Raw genomic sequence first — 21917 nt, 5'->3', positions numbered from 1 at the left:
GAGGCGCTCCAAGAGGCCCTGCCGCCGCTCGTGGAGCTGTGCCAGGCTGTCCGGAGGGCAATCGACTTCGCCGAAGCGATCAAGGTGAGCTTTCGGATGCTCGTTCAGGAGTGACCCGACGGCGCCCGTTTGGGCGCCGTCCCTTGAGGGGCCGAGAGGCCCCGGCGCCGGGATTGGATCCCCCGGCGTCCGGCGCGCCGGTGATGATCACCACTCCTTGCTGCTACGAGGACGCCGGCGCGCCACCAATCTCACAGGAGAAACCGATGAAATACTGCACCCGCGCCCGAGTCTGGCTGCGTCGAAACCTCGTGCGCATTGCGATTGTCGCGCTGCTGGTCGTCCACGGCGCTCTGCTGATCTGGCCGGGCCAGTAGTTTGGGCAGGGTGCGCGCTTCGTGGCCCGTGGGGATATGGGCGAGACGACCTCGCTACCGACGATCTACCTGCGCGGGCGCAGAGGAATGTGGAGCAAAAAGTGGAGCAAATTTACCGGCAATTGCGGGCGCATAGCGCGGAAATGCCTTGTTTCTTTGAGTGAATGCACATCGCATCATGCCAAGAGTGGCGGAGAGACAGGGATTCGAACCCTGGAGACGGTTTCCCGCCTACACACTTTCCAGGCGTGCGCCTTCGACCACTCGGCCACCTCTCCGCATGGGGGGCGGTTTAGTCGGCTTCGTCGCGCATCGCAAGCGAAAAACAGAGGGATTTCAGGTGGTCGAACCGATGCCGTCAGCTCGCAAAATCCCCGTCGCCGGGCCGTATGACAGGTGACGCGGGCGGAGTTCTGCGCTAGGCGCTCTCGCGAGAAGCGCAAGGAGATCGACCATGAGCCTTCGTTCTGCCGACGAGACCGATGCGGCACGCAGAGCCTTTCTCGCGGATCATGCACCGGGTGCGATTCGTGTGACGCCGCTTGCCTCGGATGCATCGGCGCGCCGCTATTTCCGGCTGGAGGAGGAGGGCCTTCTGCTGCTTCAGGACGATGATGGTGCCCCGACATTGGCACGCTTCATCGAGATCGCCGCCCATCTGCGGCAGCTCGGCCTGAGCGCGCCGGCCCTGCGGGCGTGCGATGTGACCGCGGGGCTCGCGCTGATCGAGGATTTCGGCGACGGAACCTATACCCGGCTCCTGGCGCAGGGGCGGGACGAGGCCATGCTCTACGGCCTTGCCGTCGATGCGCTCGCGCATCTGCACGAGCGGCCCGAGGCGACGGCGATCAGCGTGCCGACATTCGATCTGCCGCGAATGATGGAGGAGTTGACGCTCTTCACCGACTGGTTCGTGCCGCGTCTTCGGCCAGCGGTAGCGCACGAGGCGTTCAGGCGGGACTTCCTGGATATCGCTCGCGGTGTTCTGGCGCCCGTTGGCGGATTGCACGGGACGCTGATCTTGCGTGACTTCCATGTCGACAACCTCATGCTGCTCGAGGAGCGGCACGGGGTGGCGGCCTGCGGCCTGCTGGACTTCCAGGACGCGGTCATCGGCGGCGGCGCCTATGATCTGGTCTCGCTCCTGCAAGATGCGAGGCGTGATCTGGCCTCCGGTCTCGAGGAGCGGATGCTCGCGCGGTATCTCGCCGCGCGGCCCGCGCTCGATGCGCCGACATTCATGCGCCACTACCACCTTTACGGATTGCAGCGGCATCTGCGGATCGCCGGTGTTTTCGTCCGCCTTGCCGAACGCGACGGCAAGCCGCATTACCTTGCCTTCATGCCGCGCGTTCTGCGACAGGTGCAGCAGGCCCTTGCCGCGTCACGGCAAGAGGAGCTGCAGGCACTTTTGTCCCGGTCCCTCGGCGCCTGGACCGAATGGCCCGCGCAGGGCTGAGCTCGCGGCCTATTCCACGGTCACCGATTTCGCGAGATTGCGCGGCTGATCGACATCCGTGCCCTTCGCGATCGCCGTGTGGTAGGCGAGGAGCTGCGCCGGAACGGCATAGAGGATCGGGGCGAAGATCTGCGGCACGTCCGGCAGGGTGATGACCTGCCAGACACCATCCAGATCAGCCGCGGTGCCCTGCGCGTCCGAGATCAGCACGACGCGCCCGCCGCGTGCCATCACCTCCTGCATGTTCGAGATCGACTTGTCGAAAAGGTTGTCGCGCGGGGCCATGACGATCACCGGGACCTTGTCGTCGATCAGGGCGATGGGCCCATGTTTCAGCTCGCCCGATGCATAACCTTCGGCGTGGATATAGCTGATTTCCTTCAGTTTCAGCGCGCCCTCCATCGCAAGGGGGTACATCGCGCCGCGCCCGAGGAAGAGGATGTCCCGCGCTTCGGAGAGTTGCCTTGCGATGTTTTCGATGGCTTCCTCGGCATTGAGCGCCTGCGCCATCAGGCCGGGCAGGCGGCGCAGGTCGGCATGATGCACGGCGAGCTGATCCGCGCCCTGCATTCCGCGATCCCCTGCCGCCTTCAGCGCGAGGATCGACAGGACGGACAACTGGCAGGTGAAGGCCTTCGTCGAGGCGACGCCGATCTCGATCCCGGCGTGAATGGGCAGGGCGAGATCGCTCTCGCGCGCGATCGAGCTTTCGGGAACATTGACCACCGACAGGATATGGGCTTTGCCCTGGCAGTAGCGCAGGGCCGCGAGCGTATCGGCCGTCTCTCCTGACTGGCTGACGAAGATCGCGAGGGTGCGCGGCGCGATGGGTGGCTCGCGGTAGCGGAACTCCGATGCGATATCCACTTCCACCGGAATGCGGGCAATCTGCTCGAACCAGTATTTCGCGGTGAGACAGGCATAGAAGGCGGTCCCGCAGGCGACCATCACGATCCGGTCGAACCGGGTGAAATCGAAATCAGTGAGCGGTCCGGCCGAAGCGGCTTCTTCGCCGAGGTAATGAGCGAGTGCATCGGCGATGACGACGGGCTGCTCGGCGATCTCCTTGGCCATCCAGTGACGGTGTCCGGCCTTATCGGCGAGGGCGCTGTCGATCTGGATGACACGCTCTTCGCGGCGGGTCTCGCGGCCCTCGGCATCGATGATGCGCATGCTCGTCCGGGTCAGGACGGCGCAGTCGCCCTCTTCGAGGTAGGTGATGCGATTGGTCATCGGCGCGAGCGCGATCGCGTCGGAGCCGACATACATCTCGCCCTCGCCGCGCCCGATTGCCAGGGGCGAGCCCTTGCGTGCCGCGATCATCAGGTCCTGCTCGCCCTCGAAGAGGAAGGCGAGGGCGAAGGCGCCCTCGAGCCGTTCGAGCGTGTGGCGCACGGCCTCTTCCGGGCTCTGGCCTTCGGCGATCTGCGTCTGGACGAGATGCGCGACCGTTTCGGTATCCGTGTCGCTTTCGAAACCCTGGCCCCGGGCCGCAAGCTCCCGGCGAAGCTCGGCGTAGTTCTCGATGATCCCGTTATGGACGACCGCGACACCGCCGGAGCGGTGCGGATGCGCGTTCGCCTCGCTCGGACCGCCATGGGTGGCCCAGCGCGTATGACCGATGCCGGATTTTCCCGCCAGGGGTTCATGCACCAGCTTGTCCGACAGGTTCACCAGCTTGCCGACGGCGCGGCGCCGATCGAGCCGGCCTTCCTCGATCGTGGCGATCCCGGCGCTGTCATAGCCGCGATACTCGAGGCGCTTGAGCGATTCGAGAATGATCGGTGAGACTTCATGCGTTCCCAGAACGCCGACGATTCCACACATCAGGCATCATCCTTGTTGCGCGCGGCCTTTGCCGCCTTGAGCTTGTCGACGAGGCGCCGGGCCAGCCCCGGCTTGGTCACCTGCCGCGCCCGGCCGATCGCGAGGGCGCCATCGGGAACGTCGGTGGTGATGACCGAGCCGCTCGCCGTCATGGCATCCGCGCCGATCGCGACCGGCGCCACCAGCATCGTGCTCGACCCGATGAAGGCCCGGGCGCCGATGCTGGTGCGATGTTTCAGGACACCGTCATAATTGCAGGTCACGGTGCCGGCTCCCAGATTGGCCGCGTTGCCGATCTCCGCATCGCCGACATAGCTCAGGTGATTGACCTTCGCGCCTTCGCCGATCGCGGCCTCCTTGATCTCGACGAAATTGCCGATCTTCGCGTCATTGCCAAGCTCCGTGCCCGGGCGCAGGCGCGCATAGGGTCCGACCACCGCGCGGGCGCCGACATGCGCGCCTTCCAGATGGCTGAAGGCGCGGATGCGCGCGCCCGACTCGACGCTTACGCCGGGGCCGAAGACCACCATCTGCTCCACCACCGCATCGCGGCCGATAACCGTGTCGAAGGCCAGGTGAACGGTGTGCGGCGCCAGCAGGATCGCGCCGTCCTGCGCGGCCCGGGCCCTGGCCTCCTCTTGGAATAGGGCCTCCGCGCGCACCAGCTCGCCGCGCGTATTGATGCCGAGCGTCTCGCGCTCGGCGCAGCGCACCACCGCCGCGTCAAGCCCGCGTGCGCGGGCGATCGCGACGATGTCGGTGAGGTAATACTCGCCGCTGGCATTGTCGTTGCCGACCGCCTCGACCAGCTCGAAGAGAAGCGCGGCATCGGCGGCGATGACACCGCTGTTGCAAAGGGTTATGTCGCGCTCTTCGGGTGTGGCATCCTTGTATTCGACGATCCGCTCCAGGCTGTCGCCGCGCGCCACGAGCCGGCCGTAGCGGCCGGGGGTTTCGGCCTCGAAACCCAGCACGACGATCGACGCGCCCTCGGCGCGTTTCTGCGCCATCTCGTCCAGCGTACCGGAGCTTATGAAGGGCGTGTCGCCATAGAGGATGAAGACATCGCCCTCCGCGTCCGCGAGGAAGGGGCGCGCCTGTGCCACGGCATGGGCCGTCCCCAGTTGCTCGTGCTGCACGGCGATCTCGATCTCCGGGTCGATCTCGGCCGCCGCCGCGCGCACCAGCTCGGCGCCGTGTCCCGCGACCAGCACGCTGCGCTCGGGAGAGAGGCTGCGTCCCGCGGCGAGCGCATGCGCGAAGAGGGGCGCGTGGCCGATTTCATGCAGAACCTTGGGCAGGTCCGACTCCATCCTCGTACCGCGGCCGGCGGCGAGGACGACGAGATGTGCCGTCATGACAGGCCTTTCAAAATGTGCGGGCTCGTTCTACCCCGGCGGCACCGGATCGCAAGCGTGTCCGGTTTCAGCATATATCGTGCCGCCTAGCATGGCGGCGGCGCGTCAGCGAGGGGCGGCATGGCAAAAACGGTGATCTTCGACCTTGATGGCACATTGGCCGATACCGGCGCTGACCTGATCGCGGCGGCGAATGCGTGTTTTCGCGGGCTCGGGCAGGGCGATCAGCTCGATCCCGCCCGCGACAAGGGTACGGCCTTTCGCGGTGGGCGGGCGATGCTGCGCCTGGGGTTCGAGCGGCTCGGCCGGGAGGGCGCGCATCTCGATGAGGGCATCGAGGCACAGTATCCGCTCCTTCTGGACAGTTACGGCGAGAATATCGACACCCATACCGTCCTCTACGATGGTGCGGCCGCGGCGATCTCCGAGCTGCGCGAGGCGGGATACGGCGTCGGGATCTGCACCAACAAGCCGGAGGCCCTGGCCGAGACGCTGCTCGCGCGGATGGGATGCCGCGATTGGTTCGGCGCGCTCGTCGGCGCCGACACGCTGGCGCAGCGCAAGCCCGATCCGGCACCCTTCCACGAGGCCGTGCGGCGCGCCGGCGGCGGCGATGGCGCGGAGGGCGCCGTGCTCGTCGGTGACACCGATACGGACCGGCAGACGGCGCGGGCGGCGGGCGTTCCGTGCATCCTCGTCACGTTCGGCCCCGAAGGGGACAGGGTATCGGCCCTGGGTCCCGAGGCTCTCCTCGGCGACTACCGCGACCTGCCGGTGACGGTGGCAAAGCTCATCGGGTGAACTCTGTGCGCCGCGCCGCGTTATCTCCGGGGTCCGCTGGGGGCCCGGTCAGGGAGGCGAACATGCAAGGCAGTGACGGCGAGCGGGGACAGTTTTCGGGTCTCAGGGCGGTTTTCGTGAATACGACGCTGAAGAAGAAGTCGGAGGACAGCCACACGCGCCTTCTCGTCAATGCGTCGGCGAACATCATGGCGCGCGAGGGCGTGGACGTGCAAAAGCTGCACATGCTGAGCCACGATGTGCCGCCCGGCGTCTATCCCGACATGACCGACTATGGCTGGGAGCGCGATGACTGGCCGCAGCTATGGCAGCAGATCGAGGCCGCCGACATCCTCGTCGTCGCGACGCCGATCTGGCTGGGCGAGGAAAGCTCGGTCTGCCGCGTCCTGATCGAGCGGCTCTACGCGATGTCCGGCGAACTCAACGCGCATGGCCAGTCGGTCTTCTACGGCAAGGTCGCGGGCGCGCTGATCACCGGCAACGAGGACGGCATCAAGCATGTTGCGCAGACGCTGATCTTCGCGATGAGCCATCTGGGCTACACGATCCCGCCCCAGGCGGATGCCGGCTGGATCGGCGAGGCCGGGCCGGGCCCGTCCTACGGGGACGAGCTCGATGACGGCACCCGCGCCGGTTTCGACAATGACTTCGTCGCCCGCAACACGACGATCATGAGCTGGAACCTGATGCACATGGCGCGCATGCTGAAGGCCGGCATTCCGAATCAGGGCAACGACCGCAACGCCTTGAAAGACGGTGTGAAGCTCGACCATTCCGCGTCCGACTGATGTGCCGTGCGCCCCGCGGGCGGACGGAGGGCGGCTGGCGATCCCCGCCGCCCCGGTCTAGAAAGAAGCCGAACCGTGCGCGGCGCGCCGCCGCGGCCCATCTTGTCGAAAGGAGCCGACATGATCGTCCTGCACCATTGCCACCAGACCCGGTCGATGCGCAGCCTGTGGCTCCTCAACGAGCTCGGGGTGGAGTTCTCGCTCAGGGTCCATTCCTTCGATCGCAACCTGCGCGAGCCGCAATATCTCAGCCTCAATCCCGCCGGCCGGGTCCCCGCGCTCGAGCTCAACGGGGATGTCATCTGGGAGACCGGCGCCATCACGGAGGTGCTGTGCGAGCGCTTTCCCGAACGCGGGCTGGGACGTCCGCCGGGGGATATCGACCGGCCCGACTGGCTGATCTGGGTGCATTTCGCCGAGACCATCTCGCAGCATGCCGCCACGCTGACGCAGCAGCACATCATCCTGCGCGACCCGCAGACCCGCTCGCCGCTCCTCACCCAGCTGGAGCCGATGCGCCTTCGCAAATGCTACGCCGCGATCGAGGGACGCCTGTCGACCCCGGTGGAGAACCGCGAATACCTGCTGACCAGCGGCTTCTCGGCGGCGGACATATCGGTGGGGCAGGCGGTCTACATGGCGCGGCATTTCGCCGATTTCGAGGGTTTCCCCGAACTGGCGCGCTGGTATGCGCAGATCACCGAGCGCGAGGGGTTCCTGGCATCCCTGCCGCCGAGCGAGGGCGCCGAGCTTCTCTACGGCCGTTCGTTCTACGCCCCGATCGAGGCGTGAGGCCGGCCGCCCCCGCGCCCGGACGCGGGGGCCTGTGCGCCAGGATGACGCGCCGCGCGCTTTGCCCGGCCGCTCGTGTTGACCCTTCGGGGGGGCGGGTCTACACCCGTATGCAATTGAAGCCGGCCGTGGCCGGTTTGCCGCGAAAGGAGTTCTCGTGGACGACCTTCTCAGAGAGTACCTGCCGATCCTGATCTTCCTGGGCCTGGCGTTGACGCTCGGCCTGGTCCTGATCCTGGCCGCCGCGGTCCTGGCCGTCCGCAGCCCCGATCCCGAGAAGGTCAGCGCCTATGAATGCGGCTTCAACGCGTTCGACGATGCACGGATGAAGTTCGACGTGCGCTTCTACCTCGTGTCGATCCTCTTCATCATCTTCGATCTCGAGATCGCCTTCCTCTTTCCCTGGGCCGTCGCGTTCAAGGATCTGGGCGCCGTGCCGTTCTGGTCGATGATGGTGTTCCTGGGCGTGCTGACGGTCGGCTTCGCCTATGAGTGGAAAAAAGGAGCCCTCGAATGGGAGTGAGCACCTCAGCCAACACCGCAGGGGCCGACCGCGAGGTCACGGTCCAGGCACTCAACGCCGATCTGGCCGACAAGGGGTTCCTGCTCACCTCGGCCGACGACATCATCAACTGGGCGCGCACCGGCAGCTTGCACTGGATGACCTTCGGGCTTGCCTGCTGCGCGGTCGAGATGATGCATACCTCGATGCCCCGTTATGATGCCGAGCGGTTCGGCATCGCGCCGCGCGCCAGCCCGCGCCAGTCCGACGTGATGATCGTCGCCGGCACCCTGACCAACAAGATGGCGCCCGCGCTGCGCAAGGTCTACGACCAGATGCCCGAACCGCGTTACGTGATCTCCATGGGAAGCTGCGCCAATGGCGGCGGCTATTACCATTACAGCTATTCGGTGGTGCGCGGCTGCGACAGGATCGTGCCGGTCGACATCTACGTGCCGGGCTGCCCGCCATCGGCGGAGGCGCTGCTCTATGGCATCTTGCAACTGCAGCGGAAGATCCGCCGCACCGGAACCATCACGCGCTGAGGCGAGACGAGGACAAGCATGACCGATGCCCTGAACGAGCTTGGTGCCCATATCGAGGGACACAAGCCTGATTGCGTGCTCAACTACGCGGTGGCGCATGGCGAGCTGACCGTGACCATTGCCCGTTCGTCGGTCAAGTCGATGGTGGAATTTCTCAAGACCGACCGGACTTGCAAGTTCTCGTCCCTCGTCGACATCACGGCGATCGACTATCCCGCGCGCGAGGAACGCTTCGACGTCATCTATCACTTCCTGTCGATGTACACCAACCAACGCATCCGCCTGCGCTGCGCGGTGCGCGAGGAGGACATGGTCGCCTCGATCACCGATGTGCATCCCTCAGCCAACTGGTTCGAGCGCGAGGTGTTCGACATGTTCGGCATCCTCTTCTCGGGCCATCCCGACCTGCGCCGGATCCTCACCGATTACGGCTTCAGGGGCTATCCGCTGCGCAAGGATTTCCCAACGACCGGCTATACCGAGGTCCGCTACGACGACGAGCAGAAGCGCGTGGTCTACGAGCCGGTGAACCTCGTGCAGGAATACAGGCAGTTCGACTTCATGTCGCCCTGGGAAGGGGCCGATTACATCCTGCCGGGCGACGACAAGGCCGAGGCGACCGGGGACAAGCGGTGAGCGCGGCCCATTCCGCAGCGCGGCGCGCGGCGCCCTGATGGATGATCTGCGGGTGGCATATTGCGTCGGCGCGACGAAGGCGGGCACCAGTTGGCTGCACCGCTACCTGAGCGATCATCCCGATTGCCATCTGCGATCGGTGAAGGAGCTGCATTACTTCGACACGCTCGAGGCGGGGCGCACCGCGCGCGAGGCCGAGCGTCACGCGATCCGGTGGGAGATGCTCGAGCGGGAGCTGTCGCAGGCAAGCCGGCCGCAGCGCCGCGCGACGCTCGAGCGCCATATCGCGGATGCGCGGGAGCTTTCGGCGCTCTTCGCGCAGGCGGGGCAGGGCGGCGCGGGCGATGGCCGTTATCTCGACTATCTCGCCCGGGGCCGCGGCGATCGCGGGCTGCTTGCCGACATCACCCCGGCATACGCGCTGCTGCCGGAGGCCCGCCTGCGGCAGATGGCGGCGCTCGCGCCCCAAACACGCTTCGTCTACCTGCTGCGTGATCCGGTGGCGCGGCTCTGGTCGCATGTGCGCATGATGGCGGCGCGGCGCGCAGCGGCGCCATCCGAAGTGCCCCAGAGGGCGCGCAACATCCTCGCCCGCGTTCTGCGCGGCGGGGAGGAGCAGATCGAGATCCGGTCGCAATACGGCGCCGCCCTGCGCCGGCTGACCGCCGCGCTCGAGCCCGACCGTTTGCTCTGCGTCTTCTACGAGGATATGTTCGGCGGGGACGCGCTTTCCCGGATCTGCGGCTTTCTGGGGATCCGCGCGCGGCCCGCCGATTTCTCGCGGCGCATCCACGAGGGACCGACACTCGATCCCGGCGCGGAGGCGCTCGCCCAGATGCGCGCGCATCTGGCGGATCAATACGACGCGGTCGCCGCCCATATGGGACGGCTGCCGCAGGCATGGCTGGCCAATATTCATCCGCCCGCCGGGCGGAGCAACGCGATGAAGGTCTGAGACAATGGACGGACAATTCGACGACGCCCTGACGGGCGAGCAGAAGATCCGCAACTTCAACCTGAACTTCGGGCCGCAGCATCCGGCGGCGCACGGGGTTCTCAGGCTCGTTCTCGAGCTTGACGGCGAGATCGTGGAGCGGTGCGATCCGCATATCGGGCTTTTGCATCGCGGAACCGAAAAGCTGATGGAATCGCGCACCTATCTGCAGAACCTGCCTTATCTCGACCGGCTCGACTACGTCGCCCCGATGAACCAGGAGCATGCCTGGTGCCTTGCGATCGAGCGGCTGACGGGCACCGAGGTGCCGCGCCGCGCCTCCCTCATCCGCGTGCTCTATTCCGAGATCGGCCGCATCCTGTCGCACCTGCTGAACGTGACCACGCAGGCGATGGATGTGGGCGCTCTGACGCCTCCGCTCTGGGGCTTCGAGGAGCGCGAGAAACTTATGGTCTTCTACGAGCGGGCCTGCGGCGCGCGGCTGCACGCGGCCTATTTCCGCCCCGGCGGGGTGCACCAGGACCTGCCGCCGAAGCTGATCGAGGATATCGACGCCTGGGCGGTGGATTTCCCGGCGGTGCTCGATGATATCGACGGGCTCCTGAGCGAGAACCGCATCTTCAAACAGCGCAACGCCGATATCGGGATCATCTCCGAGGAGGAGATCCAGGAATGGGGCTTTTCCGGCGTGATGGTGCGCGGCTCGGGTCTCGCCTGGGACCTGCGGCGCGCGCAGCCCTACGAATGCTATGACGAGTTCGAGTTCCAGATCCCCACGGGCGTCAACGGCGACTGCTATGACCGCTACCTGGTGCGGATGGCGGAGATGCGCGAGTCGGTGAAGATCATCCGGCAGGCCTGCGAGAAGCTGCGGCGCGAGCCCGGCCCCGTGCTGGCGCGCGGCAAGCTCGCGCCGCCCGCGCGCGGCGACATGAAGACATCGATGGAGGCGCTCATCCATCACTTCAAGCTCTATACCGAGGGCTTCCACGTGCCCGCCGGCGAGGTTTATGCCGCGGTCGAGGCGCCGAAGGGCGAATTCGGGGTTTACCTGGTTGCCGATGGAAGCAACAAGCCTTACCGGGCAAAGCTGCGTGCGCCGGGCTATTTGCATCTCCAGGCGATGGACCATGTGGCGAAGGGCCATCAGCTTGCAGATGTCAGTGCCATCATCGGCACGATGGATGTAGTTTTCGGAGAGATCGACCGATGAAACCAACCTTGTTCACGATGCTCGCGGCGAGCGGCGCCCTTCTGGCCGCGCCGGTGGCCGCCGAGGAAAGCCGCGACGCGCTTCTGACCGTCCTTGCGCAGAATGCCTGCTCTGTCGCGCAGCCCGAGGTTGTCGAGATGTTCGGGCCCGAGGGCTTCACGCCCGGTTTCGTGCAGGAGACGCTTTCGGGCTGGCTCGTGGACGGGACGGCCAGCGAGGATGCACGCGGCATCCTGTCGGTTCCCGCCAGCATCTGTCCGCCCGAGTCGCCGGCCCCAAGCCCGCGCGATGCGATGATCGAAGCGTTTTCGGGCGCCGAGTGCCGCCTCATGCGCTCCGAACTTGGCCAGCTGACCGAGCGCACCGGACTTTCGGAGGCGCAGATGCGCGCCATCGTCGAGCCGATGGTCGCATCCGGCACCATCACCATTTCACGCTCGGCCGCGACGCTCGACGACGCGCTGTGCGATCCCAAGACCTGATCGAGGACATCCATGCTGCGCCGCCTGCATCCCGAACAGCCCGAGAGCTTCTCCTTCACCCCGGACAACCATGCCTGGGCCGAGGCGCAGATCAGCAAGTATCCCGCCGGGCGTCAGGCCAGCGCCGTGATCCCGCTCCTGTGGCGTGCGCAGGAGCAGGAGGGCTGGCTGAGCCGGCCGGCGATCGAGGAAATCGGGCGGATGCTCGACATGGCCTATATCAGGGTGCTCGAGGTCGCGACCTTCTACTTCATGTTCCAGCTGCAGCCGGTCGGCAGCCTCGCCCATGTGCAGGTCTGCGGAACCACGTCATGCATGATCTGCGGCGCCGAGGATCTGATCGCGGTCTGCCGTGAGAAGATCGCACCCAAGGCCCATCAGCTCAGCGGTGACGGACGCTTTTCCTGGGAGGAGGTCGAATGCCTTGGCGCCTGCGCGAACGCGCCGATGGTGCAGATCGGCAAGGATTACTACGAGGACCTGACGACCGAAAGTTTCGGCGCTTTGCTGGACCGCTTCGCGGCTGGCGAGGTTCCGCTGCCGGGTCCGCAAAGCGGGCGTTTCGCCGCAGAACCCGCCGGCGGGGCGACGAGCCTCGTGCCAGAGGAGGGTGAGAGCGCCGCGCATAATGCCAGCGTGACCCTCGCCAGGGATATCGGCGACACGATCCGCCGGATCGACGGAACCGAGGTCCCGCTGCTGACCCCGTGGCGCAAGGGCAATACCGCCGACGCGCAGCCGCCGCGCAATCGCGACGACCTGATGCCGCCATCCTCGCCCGCGCAGGCGCCCACGCCGGGGCCGCGCTCTTCCGAAGGCAAGCCTGCAGACGAGACCGGCGTGACCGAACAGGCCGCCGAGGCTGTCGAGATGGGCCGCCCCAAGAACGGCCAGGCCGCTCAATCCGCGCCGCATGTCAGCGAGCCGGCCCGGCTGGGCGCTCCCCGCGAGGGCAGGCCCGACGATCTTCAGAGGATCACCGGCATCGACGCCGGCATCGAGGGACTGCTGCACGAGATGGGGATCTATCACTACGAGCAGATCGCGGAATGGGGTCCGGCCGAGATCGCCTGGGTCGACGCCCATCTCGAGGGGGCGGGCGGGCGCGCGAGCCGGGATGACTGGACCGGCCAGGCGCAGGCGCTTCGTGACGGGCAGACAGAAAGCTGAAACGGCGATAGGCTCCTGGCGGGGAGCCGGAACAGGCTCCGTTTCAGGAGGATACCGGGATGAACGGACAATCTGAGAAACCATCGGGCAACGGCGCCATGATCGCCGCCGGCGTCGGCGCCGGCGCCTTCGTGCTGTTCCTGCTCATGGGCTACGGCTTCGTAGCGGCGATCCTGCTCGGGCTCGTCCTCGCAGGGGCGGTGGCCGCGGCGCTGGCATTCGGCGCGGGGCAGGGCGATGCCGCCGCCACCAAGACCGCGGACGCGCCTCCTGCCTCAAGCACGACCGGAACGGACACTTCAAGCACGACCGGCGCGGCAAAGCCGTCGCCCGAGACGCCCCGGGACGAAACGGCCCATGGCGCACCGGAATTCGAGGCCGATGCCTCTGCGGAAACACAAGACCAGACGCCAGACGCTGGAAGCGACGGGGAGCGCGCTGCAAAAGAGTCGGCCGGTGGCGCCCCCGCCTCCGAGGAAACCGCGCCGGCGCCGACACCGGGCGCGCGGGGCGATCTTGGCGAGGAAGCAACCGGGGAGCGCGCGCCGGAGCCATCCGGGCAGGGCGATGCCGAGATGGAAGGCGAACGTCCCGCGGGTCGGATCCAGGCCAGCAAACCCCTTCCGGGGCAGGATGACCTTGCCGCGCGCAAGGGAAGCTGGCGCTACGAGGGGGGCAACACGCGAGCCGATGAGGGCGCGGCGCCGCGGAACGGCGAGACCGAAGGCGTGCAGGAGCGGCGACCGGCCGCAATGGACGCGCCGCGCGGCGGCCGGAAGGACGATCTGCAGAAGATCCGCGGGATCGGCCCGAAGCTCGAGGACATGCTCAACGAAATGGGCATCTACCATTACGAACAGATTGCCGGCTGGAGCCAGGACGAGCTTCGCTGGGTCGACGGCAACCTCGAGGGCTTCAAGGGCCGCGCAAGCCGCGACGAGTGGGTGACGCAGGCCCGCGCCATGGCGCCCTCCGGGCAGGCCTAGGCGGCGGCGGATGAGCACGGAGCCCGCCCGGCAGGACCGCCGCACCGCGCGCAAGGCCAGGATGGTCGGCATGGTGATGGCCTCCACCATGGTGGCATGGATGGGGCTGCAATTTGCCGGTGCGAAGATCGGGCTGCCGGCGCGGTTCGTCTTCCTCTTCGACCTGGCGGCGCTGGCGGCGTTCTTCTGGGCGCTGGTGGTCGTCTTCCAGATCTGGAAGGCGCGCCGAAACGAATGATGGGCCGCCGGCTTGTCCCGGCGCCCCCCGACCTACGGCCATGGCATGCGATGCCGTGGCCGCGTGAACCAAAGGATGAGTCAGATGCTGAGCGATCAGGACCGCATTTTTACCAATATCTACGGCATGCATGACCGCTCCCTTGCCGGGGCGAAGTCGCGCGGCCATTGGGACGGCACGGCGGGGATCATCCAGAAGGGCCGGGACTGGATCATTGACCAGATGAAGGCGAGCGGCCTTCGGGGCCGGGGCGGGGCGGGTTTTCCGACCGGGCTCAAATGGTCCTTCATGCCCAAGGAGAGCGACGGGCGGCCGAGCTACCTCGTCATCAATGCCGATGAATCGGAGCCCGGCACCTGCAAGGACCGGGAGATCATGCGCCATGATCCCCATACCCTGATCGAGGGCTGCCTGATCGCCAGTTTCGCGATGCAGGCCCATGCCTGCTACATTTATATCCGCGGCGAATATATCCGCGAGCGCGAGGCACTTCAGGCGGCGATCGACGCGGCCTATGATGACGGGCTGCTGGGGGCCAATGCCGCGGGATCGGGTTGGGATTTCGACCTCTACCTGACCCACGGCGCCGGCGCCTATATCTGCGGCGAGGAGACCGCACTTCTCGAATCCCTCGAGGGCAAGAAGGGCATGCCGCGCATGAAGCCGCCCTTTCCGGCAGGCGCGGGCCTCTATGGTTGCCCGACCACGGTCAACAATGTCGAGAGCATCGCGGTCGTCCCCACGATCCTGCGCCGGGGCCCCGAATGGTTCGCGGGCTTCGGCCGGGCGAACAACGCGGGCACCAAGCTCTTCGCGATCTCGGGCCATGTGAACCACCCTTGCGTCGTCGAGGAGGAGATGTCGATTTCCTTCGAGGAGCTGATCGACAGGCATTGCGGCGGCATCCGCGGCGGCTGGGACAACCTCAAGGCGGTGATCCCCGGCGGCTCGTCGGTTCCGCTGCTTCCGGGCGGGGTGATGAAGGAGGCGATCATGGATTTCGACTGGCTGCGCGAGCAGCGGTCGGGCCTCGGGACGGCGGCGGTGATCGTCATGGATCAGTCGACCGACGTCATCAAGGCGATCTGGCGCCTGTCCAAGTTCTACAAGCATGAAAGCTGCGGGCAGTGCACGCCTTGCCGCGAGGGAACGGGCTGGATGATGCGCGTCATGGACCGTCTCGTGAAGGGGGACGCTGACCCGGCGGAGATCGACATGCTGCTCGATGTCACCAAGCAGGTGGAGGGGCATACGATCTGCGCACTTGGCGATGCGGCCGCCTGGCCCATCCAGGGCCTCATCCGGCATTTCCGTGACGAGATCGAGGACCGGATCGCCCATAAGCGCTCCGGCGCAAGGCATGTCGCCGCAGAATGACACGCGCAGCACTCATCGCCGGTCTCGCCATGCTGTTGACCCTGCCGGGCTGCGGCCTTCTCAACCGCATCGACCTCTTCGCCCCCACGGGCGAGCCTGAGACGCCACTGCCCTTCGAGGCGCGTCTGGCGCGCTCCGACAGCGATCCGCGTGCCTTCACGGTGCGCGCCGAGGGTGCCGGCGCCACGCTCGCGCAGGTCCGCGAGAGCCTGCGTTATCCCGCGACATCCTTCTGCCTGCTCAATTACGGCACCACGAATATCGCATGGCGGCAGGGCGCGGCCGGGGAATGGACCCTCGAGCGGCGTGGCCGGGATCTCCTTGCGGCCGGACGGTGCGAGGATCGCTGAGGCGCGTCTTTGCCGGAGGCGGGCGGCGCGGCGCTCATGACTTCACGCTCGCGTGCGGCAAGGCGCCGGCCCATTGATCTCCCGGCTAGCAGGGGATGAAATGGCAGCGAGCCGTCCCCAGATCCACGGGACGATCCAGGATCGCATGATCACAGGAGTGACCGCATGCCCAGAACAGTCATACTCGCTGCAATGCTTGGCGCCCTGGCGGCGCCGGCTTTTGCAAAACCGCCATTGCATCAGAACGAGACCGTCAGATCGGGCTTCTATGCCATCGGCCTCGCGGACGAGGTTCGCAAGAATTGCCCCTCCATCTCGCCGCGCATGATCCGCGCGTGGACCTACCTTAAATCCCTCGAGGGCTATGCCCGCGATGCCGGCTACAGCCGCGATGAGATATCGGCCCTGACGGATAACAAGGCCGAGAAGGAAAAGCTCAGGGCGGTCATCCGCGATGATCTGCGCGGGCGCGGTGCGGTTCCGGGCAAGCCCGAGGGATATTGCGCCGTGGGCCGCGAGGAGATCGCCGCCGACAGCGCCGCGGGACGCCTTCTGAAAGGCGACTGAGCACCGGGGGGCGCGGTTCCGCAGGCGTGAGTTCTACCGGCCCCCCGAGGCCCGTTTGACAACAACGCCGTTGAACTCCGGAGGTGGCTGCGGCAAGACAGCAGCGGGGGCGGCCATGCGCCAGCCCCGGCATTTGGCGCGGAGCGGCGGCTCTGCCACGGACGGGAGACAGCCATGAGCGAGCTGCGCAAGATCATCATCGACGGGCGCGAGATCGAGGTCGATCCCGCCATGACGCTGATCCAGGCCTGCGAGGAAGCGGGCATCGAGATCCCGCGCTTTTGCTATCACGAACGGCTTTCGATCGCTGGCAACTGCCGCATGTGTCTCGTCGAGGTGGTCGGCGGCCCGCCCAAGCCCGCCGCGTCCTGCGCCATGCAGGTGCGCGACCTGCGTCCGGGTCCCGAGGGCGCGCCGCCCGAAGTCCGTACCAATTCGCCGATGGTCAAGAAGGCCCGCGAGGGGGTGATGGAGTTCCTGCTCATCAACCACCCGCTCGATTGCCCGATTTGCGATCAGGGCGGCGAGTGCGACCTGCAGGACCAGGCGATGGCCTACGGTGTCGATTTCTCGCGCTACCGCGAGCCCAAGCGGGCGGTGGCCAATCTCGATCTGGGACCCTTGGTCGGCACGCATATGACACGCTGCATCTCCTGCACCCGCTGCGTGCGGTTCATCACCGAGGTGGCTGGCATTCCCGAGCTGGGTCAGACGGGGCGCGGCGAGGATTCGGAGATCACCTCGTATCTCGGCGCCACGCTCGATTCGGAGATGCAGGGCAACATCATCGACCTGTGCCCCGTCGGCGCGCTGACCTCCAAGCCCTACGCCTTCACCGCCCGCCCTTGGGAGCTGACCAAGACCGAGACGATCGACGTGATGGACGCGCTCGGCTCGAACATCCGCGTCGATACCAAGGGCCGCGAAGTGATGCGCATCCTGCCGCGCAACCATGACGGCGTGAACGAGGAGTGGATCTCCGACAAGACGCGTTTCGTCTGGGACGGTTTGCGCCGGCAGCGGCTCGACAAGCCCTATATCCGCGAGAATGGCAAACTGCGCCCCGCCAGCTGGCCCGAGGCGCTTTCGGCCGCTGCCGCGGCGATGAAGGACAAGACGGTCGCCGGCCTCGTGGGCGATCTGGTGCCCACCGAGGCGGCCTATGCGCTCAAGGAGCTGATCACCGGTGCGGGCGGGCGAGTCGAATGCCGGACCGACGGCGCGTGGCTGCCCGCCGGCAACCGCTCTGCCTATGTCGGGACCGCCCGGATCGAGGATCTGGACAGCGCCGCGCAAGTCATCCTGATCGGGACCGATCCGCGCAGCGAGGCGCCGGTGCTCAACGCGCGCCTGCGCAAGGCCTGGCTGCGCGGCGCCGATATCGGGCTGATCGGACCCGCGGTCGATCTGACCTATGATTACGAGCACCACGGTACGGGCCGCAAAGCCCTCGCGGACGCGCTGAGCGGCGCGCAGCAGACCGAGAACGCGGTCGTCATCGTGGGGCAGGGGGCGCTTCGGGGCGGCGACGGGGCCGGGATCCTCGGGCACGCGATGGCGCTCGCAGAGGCACTCGGCGGCAAGTTCCTCGTCCTGCACGGGGCCGCTGGCCGCGTCGGGGCGATGGATGTGGGCTGCACTGCGCCGAACGGCATGTCCGACATCTCCGCCGCGGACGTGATCTACAACCTGGGCGCCGACGAGGTCGAGATCCCGGCCGGTAAGTTCGTCATCTATCAAGGCAGCCATGGCGACAGGGGCGCGCACCGCGCCGACATCATCCTTCCGGGTGCGGCCTATACCGAGGAGCAGGGTCTCTTCGTGAACACCGAAGGCCGGCCGCAACTCGCCCTCCGTGCCAGCTTCCCTCCGGGCGAGGCCAAGGAGAACTGGGCCATCCTGCGCGCGCTTTCGGGGGAGATGGGTTCGGTTCTGCCATTCGATTCCATCGCGGCGCTTCGGCGCGCGCTGATCAAGGCGCAGCCGCATCTGGGCAAGCTCGACCAGGTGGCCGAGAATGACTGGTCCGCCGTCGAGCAGGGAACGCTCGGCGAGGGCGAATTCTCCGTCTCGGTGCGCGACCACTACCTCACCAACCCGATCGCGCGAGCGAGCCAGCTGATGGCCGAGCTCAGCGCCGGAGCGAAAGCCCGCGCCGGAACGTCCCTGGCCGCGGAATGAGGCCAGCGCGATGAGATGCGCGGCGGGGGCGGCCTCGCTTATCCTCGCGGGCTGCGCCGCGGCGCCGCACGCACCGCCCGCCGGCGAGGCGGCGCCGCCGCTCTATCACGGGGTGCAGACGCGGCTGCTCGATGGCGATCTGGTGAATTTCCTCGTCGAGATGGAGGGTGCGGGATCGGCGGCCGACGTTGCCGCCTATGCCGAATGCGCGGCGGCGCAATACACCCTGATCCGGGGATATGGATTTGCGCGCCACTTGCGTACGAATGTAGACGAAGAGGGTGGCATTTGGCGGGGAGATGCGGTTTACACCATCTCGCCAGCGCTACCGCAGGGGGCAAAGACGCTCGACGCCGAAGTCGTCGTGGCCACCTGCGCCGAGAATGAAATACCGACGGTGTGAGGATCGATGGCTGAATTCTTTACCCAGACCAATACCGGCATCGCCCTGCTCACGCTCGGTCAGGCGCTTCTGGTGACGGTGATGCTGCTGGTCAGCATGGCCTTTCTCCTCTACGCCGATCGCAAGGTCTGGGCGGCCGTGCAGATGCGCAGGGGCCCCAACGTGGTCGGCATCTTCGGCCTGCTGCAATCCTTCGCCGACTTCCTGAAGTACATTCTCAAGGAGATCGTCGTGCCGGCCGGTGCCGACAGGACGGTGTTCTTCCTCGCGCCCATCGCCGCCTTCACGCTGCCGCTCATCCTGTGGGCGGTGATGCCGTTCAACGATGGCTGGGTTCTGGCCGACCTGAACGTCGCGATCCTCTACATCTTCGCCATCTCCTCGCTCGAGGTCTACGGCGTGATCATGGGTGGCTGGGCGTCGAACTCGAAATATCCCTTCCTGGGGAGCTTGCGCTCGGCGGCGCAGATGATCTCCTACGAGGTTTCGATCGGCCTCATCCTCGTTGGCGTCATCCTGTCGACCGGATCGCTGAACCTGAGCCAGATCGTCCATGCGCAGGACGGGGGCTGGGGTCTCTTCAGCTGGTACTGGCTGCCGCATTTCCCGATGGTCTTCCTGTTCTTCATCTCGGCACTCGCCGAGACGAACCGCCCGCCCTTCGACCTTCCCGAGGCCGAATCGGAGCTGGTCGCCGGCTACCAGGTCGAATACAGCTCGACGCCCTTCCTGCTCTTCATGATCGGCGAATACACCGCCATCGTCTTCCTCTGCGCGCTGATGGTGATCCTGTTCTTCGGCGGCTGGCTCTCGCCCCTGCCGTTCCTGCCGGATGGCATCCTGTGGATGATGATCAAGATGCTCGTCATCTTCTTCCTCTTCGCATTGGTGAAGGCCGTGGTCCCGCGCTACCGCTATGACCAGCTGATGCGCCTTGGCTGGAAGGTCTTCCTGCCGTTCTCGCTGGCCTGGGTCGTTCTGGTCGCCTTCCTTGCGCATTTCGGCCTCTTCGGCGGTGCCTATGCCCGCTGGGACGACACCACGATCCTGCCCGAATGCGCCGAGGCGCGCGCCGACTTCGTGGCGCCGCTCGGCACAGATGACCGCGCGGCCCTCCTGGAGGATGACAGCGTCATCACCAACCGGCCCGCGCCCGGTGCCTTCGTGCCCGTCGCCGATGCCTATGACGGTGCCGCCGAGGCCATGGAACGGGCGCTCGCCGGCGGCTGGGCCATCCCGCAAGAGGCCGCCGCGCGCTTCGCCGCCCTCGACACGCTGGTGCTCTGCGCCGGGGCAGGGTCGGGCACCACCCCGCGCCACGATGAATTCCGCGCCGCGCATCCCGCACCCGCGCGCGACGCGCTTCTGAACAGGGTTCTGGAAAGGGCCGCAAGATGACGCAGATCGATTATGCCCGCGCCGGGCGCTACTTCCTCCTCGCCGACTTCTTCAAGGGGCTCGGCCTCGGCCTGAAGTATTTCTTCAAGCCCAAGGCGACGTTGAACTACCCGCATGAAAAAGGGCCGCTCAGCCCGCGCTTTCGCGGCGAGCACGCGCTGCGGCGCTATCCCAACGGCGAGGAGCGGTGCATCGCCTGCAAGCTTTGCGAGGCGATCTGTCCCGCGCAGGCGATCACCATCGACGCCGAGCCGCGCAGCGATGGCAGCCGCCGCACCACGCGCTACGACATCGACATGACGAAATGCATCTATTGCGGCTTCTGCCAGGAGGCCTGTCCGGTGGATGCGATCGTCGAGGGCCCCAATTTCGAGTTCTCCACCGAGACCCGCGAAGAGCTCTATTACGACAAGACCAAGCTTCTCGAGAATGGCGAACGCTGGGAAGCCGAGATCGCGCGCAATCTCGAGATCGACGCGCCCTACCGCTGAGCGTTGCAAGCTGGACTGGACCGAAGGACAAGATCATGGGCCCCGCCGATTTCGCATTCTACCTTTTCGCCATCACGGTGGTTGCCGGAGGGCTCCTGACGGTGATCAGCCGCAACCCGGTGCATTCCGTGCTGTGGCTCATCCTCTCCTTCCTGGGATCGGCGGGGCTCTTCGTGCTCGTCGGGGCCGAATTCGTCGCAATGCTCCTTGTCATCGTCTATGTGGGCGCGGTCGCCGTGCTCTTCTTGTTCGTGGTCATGATGCTCGACGTGGATTTCGCCGAGCTCAAGGGCGAGATGGCGAAATACATGCCGCTCGCCCTCCTGATCGGTGTCATCATCCTGATGCAGCTGGCGATCGCTTTCGGTGTCTGGCAAGTCTCGCCGATCGCGGGCGATCTGCGCGCCGCCGTTCCGCTCGAATACGACACCGCGCATAACACGCAGCTTCTCGGCCGGATCCTCTACGACGACTACATTCTCCTCTTCCAGCTCGCCGGGCTCATCCTGCTCGTCGCGATGATCGGGGCGATCGTCCTGACGCTGCGCCACCGCAGCGACGTGAAACGGCAGGATGTCCTCGCGCAGATGTACCGCGATCCTGCCAAGGCGCTCGAACTGCGCGACGTGAAACCGGGGCAGGGGCTTTGACCCCGCGCCCGGCACCCCAAAACCGCCGCGGCATCACCGCGGGTCATTCCGACCGGAGCCCAGCATGATTGGATTAGAGCATTACCTGACCGTCGCCGCCGCGCTCTTCGTGATCGGCATCTTCGGACTGTTTCTGAACCGCAAGAACGTCATCATCATCCTGATGTCGATTGAGCTGATGCTCCTCGCGGTGAACATCAATTTCGTCGCGTTCTCGGCATTCCTGAACGATCTCGTGGGCCAGGTCTTCACCCTTTTCGTGCTGACCGTCGCGGCCGCCGAGGCGGCGATCGGCCTTGCGATCCTGGTCTGCTTCTTCCGCAACCGCGGCACCATCGACGTTGAAGACGTCAACGTGATGAAAGGCTGAC

General features: G+C 66.4%; 23 protein-coding genes, 1 tRNA gene and 1 pseudogene. 22 read left to right on the top strand and 3 right to left on the bottom strand.

All coding sequences use genetic code 11. The annotated features are described in order from the left end of the window. Positions 1 to 565 precede the first annotated feature (565 nt). Positions 566 to 655: transfer RNA gene (locus PMES_RS14610), tRNA-Ser, on the bottom strand. A gap of 176 nt (positions 656 to 831) precedes the next feature. Here PMES_RS14610 and PMES_RS14605 point away from each other — a divergent pair. Continuing rightward, positions 832 to 1836, top strand: coding sequence for an aminoglycoside phosphotransferase family protein (locus PMES_RS14605; RefSeq protein ID WP_159966461.1), 1005 nt, complete (start codon positions 832 to 834; stop codon positions 1834 to 1836). A 9-nt stretch (positions 1837 to 1845) separates the two neighbouring features. Here the strand turns inward: PMES_RS14605 and glmS are convergent, their stop codons facing one another. Further along, positions 1846 to 3663: a glutamine--fructose-6-phosphate transaminase (isomerizing) gene (gene glmS / locus PMES_RS14600; protein WP_159966460.1), complete on the bottom strand. Its 1818-nt coding sequence runs from the start codon at positions 3661 to 3663 to the stop codon at positions 1846 to 1848. After that, complete coding sequence (glmU, locus tag PMES_RS14595) at positions 3663 to 5021, bottom strand: bifunctional UDP-N-acetylglucosamine diphosphorylase/glucosamine-1-phosphate N-acetyltransferase GlmU (RefSeq protein WP_159966459.1); 1359 nt, start codon at positions 5019 to 5021, stop codon at positions 3663 to 3665. Before glmU ends, glmS begins: the two co-directional genes overlap by 1 nt. 120 nt (positions 5022 to 5141) lie before the next feature. Here glmU and PMES_RS14590 point away from each other — a divergent pair, with 120 nt between their 5' ends. The 21 genes and pseudogenes from PMES_RS14590 (at position 5142) to nuoK (ending at position 21916) form a co-directional block, all read left to right on the top strand. Then, positions 5142 to 5822 (top strand): HAD-IA family hydrolase, encoded by a 681-nt coding sequence (locus PMES_RS14590; RefSeq protein ID WP_159966458.1) that lies wholly within the window; start codon positions 5142 to 5144, stop codon positions 5820 to 5822. Positions 5823 to 5884: 62 nt separating this feature from the next. Next, complete coding sequence (locus PMES_RS14585) at positions 5885 to 6610, top strand: flavodoxin family protein (protein ID WP_159966457.1); 726 nt, start codon at positions 5885 to 5887, stop codon at positions 6608 to 6610. A gap of 120 nt (positions 6611 to 6730) precedes the next feature. Beyond that, positions 6731 to 7402: a glutathione S-transferase family protein gene (locus PMES_RS14580; RefSeq protein ID WP_159966456.1), complete on the top strand. Its 672-nt coding sequence runs from the start codon at positions 6731 to 6733 to the stop codon at positions 7400 to 7402. 157 nt (positions 7403 to 7559) lie between these two features. Continuing rightward, the gene (locus PMES_RS14575) at positions 7560 to 7925 is read left to right on the top strand and encodes an NADH-quinone oxidoreductase subunit A (RefSeq protein WP_159966455.1); all 366 of its coding nucleotides are present in this window, start codon (positions 7560 to 7562) and stop codon (positions 7923 to 7925) included. Beyond that, positions 7916 to 8449 (top strand): NuoB/complex I 20 kDa subunit family protein, encoded by a 534-nt coding sequence (locus PMES_RS14570; protein WP_159966454.1) that lies wholly within the window; start codon positions 7916 to 7918, stop codon positions 8447 to 8449. Before PMES_RS14575 ends, PMES_RS14570 begins: the two co-directional genes overlap by 10 nt. 18 nt (positions 8450 to 8467) lie before the next feature. After that, positions 8468 to 9085 (top strand): NADH-quinone oxidoreductase subunit C, encoded by a 618-nt coding sequence (locus PMES_RS14565; protein ID WP_159966453.1) that lies wholly within the window; start codon positions 8468 to 8470, stop codon positions 9083 to 9085. 37 nt (positions 9086 to 9122) lie between these two features. Further along, entirely contained in the window at positions 9123 to 10040 is a 918-nt protein-coding gene (locus PMES_RS14560) for a sulfotransferase (RefSeq protein ID WP_159966452.1), read from the top strand. 4 nt (positions 10041 to 10044) lie between these two features. Continuing rightward, positions 10045 to 11253 (top strand): NADH-quinone oxidoreductase subunit D, encoded by a 1209-nt coding sequence (locus tag PMES_RS14555; RefSeq protein ID WP_159966451.1) that lies wholly within the window; start codon positions 10045 to 10047, stop codon positions 11251 to 11253. Further along, complete coding sequence (locus PMES_RS14550; RefSeq protein ID WP_159966450.1) at positions 11250 to 11735, top strand: hypothetical protein; 486 nt, start codon at positions 11250 to 11252, stop codon at positions 11733 to 11735. The genes PMES_RS14555 and PMES_RS14550 overlap by 4 nt, the downstream gene beginning before the upstream one ends. Positions 11736 to 11747: 12 nt before the next feature. Further along, a complete protein-coding gene (locus PMES_RS14545; protein ID WP_159966449.1) occupies positions 11748 to 12905 on the top strand; it encodes an NADH-quinone oxidoreductase subunit E in 1158 nt (385 codons plus the stop codon). A 59-nt stretch (positions 12906 to 12964) separates the two neighbouring features. Further along, complete coding sequence (locus PMES_RS14540) at positions 12965 to 13891, top strand: helix-hairpin-helix domain-containing protein (RefSeq protein WP_159966448.1); 927 nt, start codon at positions 12965 to 12967, stop codon at positions 13889 to 13891. Positions 13892 to 13901: 10 nt separating this feature from the next. Beyond that, complete coding sequence (locus tag PMES_RS14535) at positions 13902 to 14129, top strand: DUF5337 domain-containing protein (RefSeq protein ID WP_159966447.1); 228 nt, start codon at positions 13902 to 13904, stop codon at positions 14127 to 14129. An 84-nt stretch (positions 14130 to 14213) separates the two neighbouring features. Next, positions 14214 to 15506, top strand: coding sequence for an NADH-quinone oxidoreductase subunit NuoF (gene nuoF, locus PMES_RS14530; protein ID WP_159966446.1), 1293 nt, complete (start codon positions 14214 to 14216; stop codon positions 15504 to 15506). Further along, entirely contained in the window at positions 15503 to 15856 is a 354-nt protein-coding gene (locus PMES_RS14525) for a hypothetical protein (RefSeq protein WP_159966445.1), read from the top strand. Before nuoF ends, PMES_RS14525 begins: the two co-directional genes overlap by 4 nt. Positions 15857 to 16021: 165 nt before the next feature. Next, the gene (locus tag PMES_RS14520; protein ID WP_159966444.1) at positions 16022 to 16423 is read left to right on the top strand and encodes a DUF5333 domain-containing protein; all 402 of its coding nucleotides are present in this window, start codon (positions 16022 to 16024) and stop codon (positions 16421 to 16423) included. Positions 16424 to 16597: 174 nt separating this feature from the next. Then, positions 16598 to 18604: an NADH-quinone oxidoreductase subunit NuoG gene (nuoG, locus tag PMES_RS14515; protein ID WP_159966443.1), complete on the top strand. Its 2007-nt coding sequence runs from the start codon at positions 16598 to 16600 to the stop codon at positions 18602 to 18604. A 10-nt stretch (positions 18605 to 18614) separates the two neighbouring features. After that, positions 18615 to 19007 carry a YNQ4 family lipoprotein gene (locus PMES_RS14510; RefSeq protein ID WP_236549819.1) on the top strand — a complete coding sequence of 131 codons (393 nt, stop codon included), beginning with the start codon at positions 18615 to 18617 and terminating at the stop codon, positions 19005 to 19007. Positions 19008 to 19013: 6 nt separating this feature from the next. Continuing rightward, a pseudogene (gene nuoH, locus PMES_RS14505) lies at positions 19014 to 20039 on the top strand (NADH-quinone oxidoreductase subunit NuoH); the annotation flags it as partial. Between the two features lie 362 nt (positions 20040 to 20401). After that, positions 20402 to 20896, top strand: coding sequence for an NADH-quinone oxidoreductase subunit NuoI (gene nuoI, locus PMES_RS14500; RefSeq protein ID WP_159966442.1), 495 nt, complete (start codon positions 20402 to 20404; stop codon positions 20894 to 20896). Positions 20897 to 20931: 35 nt separating this feature from the next. Continuing rightward, positions 20932 to 21546 carry an NADH-quinone oxidoreductase subunit J gene (locus PMES_RS14495; protein WP_159966441.1) on the top strand — a complete coding sequence of 205 codons (615 nt, stop codon included), beginning with the start codon at positions 20932 to 20934 and terminating at the stop codon, positions 21544 to 21546. 64 nt (positions 21547 to 21610) lie between these two features. Next, entirely contained in the window at positions 21611 to 21916 is a 306-nt protein-coding gene (nuoK, locus tag PMES_RS14490) for an NADH-quinone oxidoreductase subunit NuoK (protein ID WP_159966440.1), read from the top strand. Position 21917 lies beyond the last annotated feature (1 nt).

Source organism: Profundibacterium mesophilum KAUST100406-0324, assembly GCF_009835145.1.
Classification (GTDB): domain Bacteria; phylum Pseudomonadota; class Alphaproteobacteria; order Rhodobacterales; family Rhodobacteraceae; genus Profundibacterium; species Profundibacterium mesophilum.
This window is presented reverse-complemented; position numbering and strand designations above follow the sequence as displayed.

Coding starts and splice junctions, on each gene's coding strand:
- PMES_RS14605 (WP_159966461.1), top strand. CDS start 832: ATGAGCCTTCGTTCTGCCGACGAGACCGATGCGGCACGCAGAGCCTTT.
- glmS (WP_159966460.1), bottom strand. CDS start 3,663: ATGTGTGGAATCGTCGGCGTTCTGGGAACGCATGAAGTCTCACCGATC.
- glmU (WP_159966459.1), bottom strand. CDS start 5,021: ATGACGGCACATCTCGTCGTCCTCGCCGCCGGCCGCGGTACGAGGATG.
- PMES_RS14590 (WP_159966458.1), top strand. CDS start 5,142: ATGGCAAAAACGGTGATCTTCGACCTTGATGGCACATTGGCCGATACC.
- PMES_RS14585 (WP_159966457.1), top strand. CDS start 5,885: ATGCAAGGCAGTGACGGCGAGCGGGGACAGTTTTCGGGTCTCAGGGCG.
- PMES_RS14580 (WP_159966456.1), top strand. CDS start 6,731: ATGATCGTCCTGCACCATTGCCACCAGACCCGGTCGATGCGCAGCCTG.
- PMES_RS14570 (WP_159966454.1), top strand. CDS start 7,916: ATGGGAGTGAGCACCTCAGCCAACACCGCAGGGGCCGACCGCGAGGTC.
- PMES_RS14565 (WP_159966453.1), top strand. CDS start 8,468: ATGACCGATGCCCTGAACGAGCTTGGTGCCCATATCGAGGGACACAAG.
- PMES_RS14560 (WP_159966452.1), top strand. CDS start 9,123: ATGGATGATCTGCGGGTGGCATATTGCGTCGGCGCGACGAAGGCGGGC.
- PMES_RS14555 (WP_159966451.1), top strand. CDS start 10,045: ATGGACGGACAATTCGACGACGCCCTGACGGGCGAGCAGAAGATCCGC.
- PMES_RS14550 (WP_159966450.1), top strand. CDS start 11,250: ATGAAACCAACCTTGTTCACGATGCTCGCGGCGAGCGGCGCCCTTCTG.
- PMES_RS14545 (WP_159966449.1), top strand. CDS start 11,748: ATGCTGCGCCGCCTGCATCCCGAACAGCCCGAGAGCTTCTCCTTCACC.
- PMES_RS14540 (WP_159966448.1), top strand. CDS start 12,965: ATGAACGGACAATCTGAGAAACCATCGGGCAACGGCGCCATGATCGCC.
- PMES_RS14535 (WP_159966447.1), top strand. CDS start 13,902: ATGAGCACGGAGCCCGCCCGGCAGGACCGCCGCACCGCGCGCAAGGCC.
- nuoF (WP_159966446.1), top strand. CDS start 14,214: ATGCTGAGCGATCAGGACCGCATTTTTACCAATATCTACGGCATGCAT.
- PMES_RS14525 (WP_159966445.1), top strand. CDS start 15,503: ATGACACGCGCAGCACTCATCGCCGGTCTCGCCATGCTGTTGACCCTG.
- PMES_RS14520 (WP_159966444.1), top strand. CDS start 16,022: ATGCCCAGAACAGTCATACTCGCTGCAATGCTTGGCGCCCTGGCGGCG.
- nuoG (WP_159966443.1), top strand. CDS start 16,598: ATGAGCGAGCTGCGCAAGATCATCATCGACGGGCGCGAGATCGAGGTC.
- PMES_RS14510 (WP_236549819.1), top strand. CDS start 18,615: ATGAGATGCGCGGCGGGGGCGGCCTCGCTTATCCTCGCGGGCTGCGCC.
- nuoI (WP_159966442.1), top strand. CDS start 20,402: ATGACGCAGATCGATTATGCCCGCGCCGGGCGCTACTTCCTCCTCGCC.
- PMES_RS14495 (WP_159966441.1), top strand. CDS start 20,932: ATGGGCCCCGCCGATTTCGCATTCTACCTTTTCGCCATCACGGTGGTT.
- nuoK (WP_159966440.1), top strand. CDS start 21,611: ATGATTGGATTAGAGCATTACCTGACCGTCGCCGCCGCGCTCTTCGTG.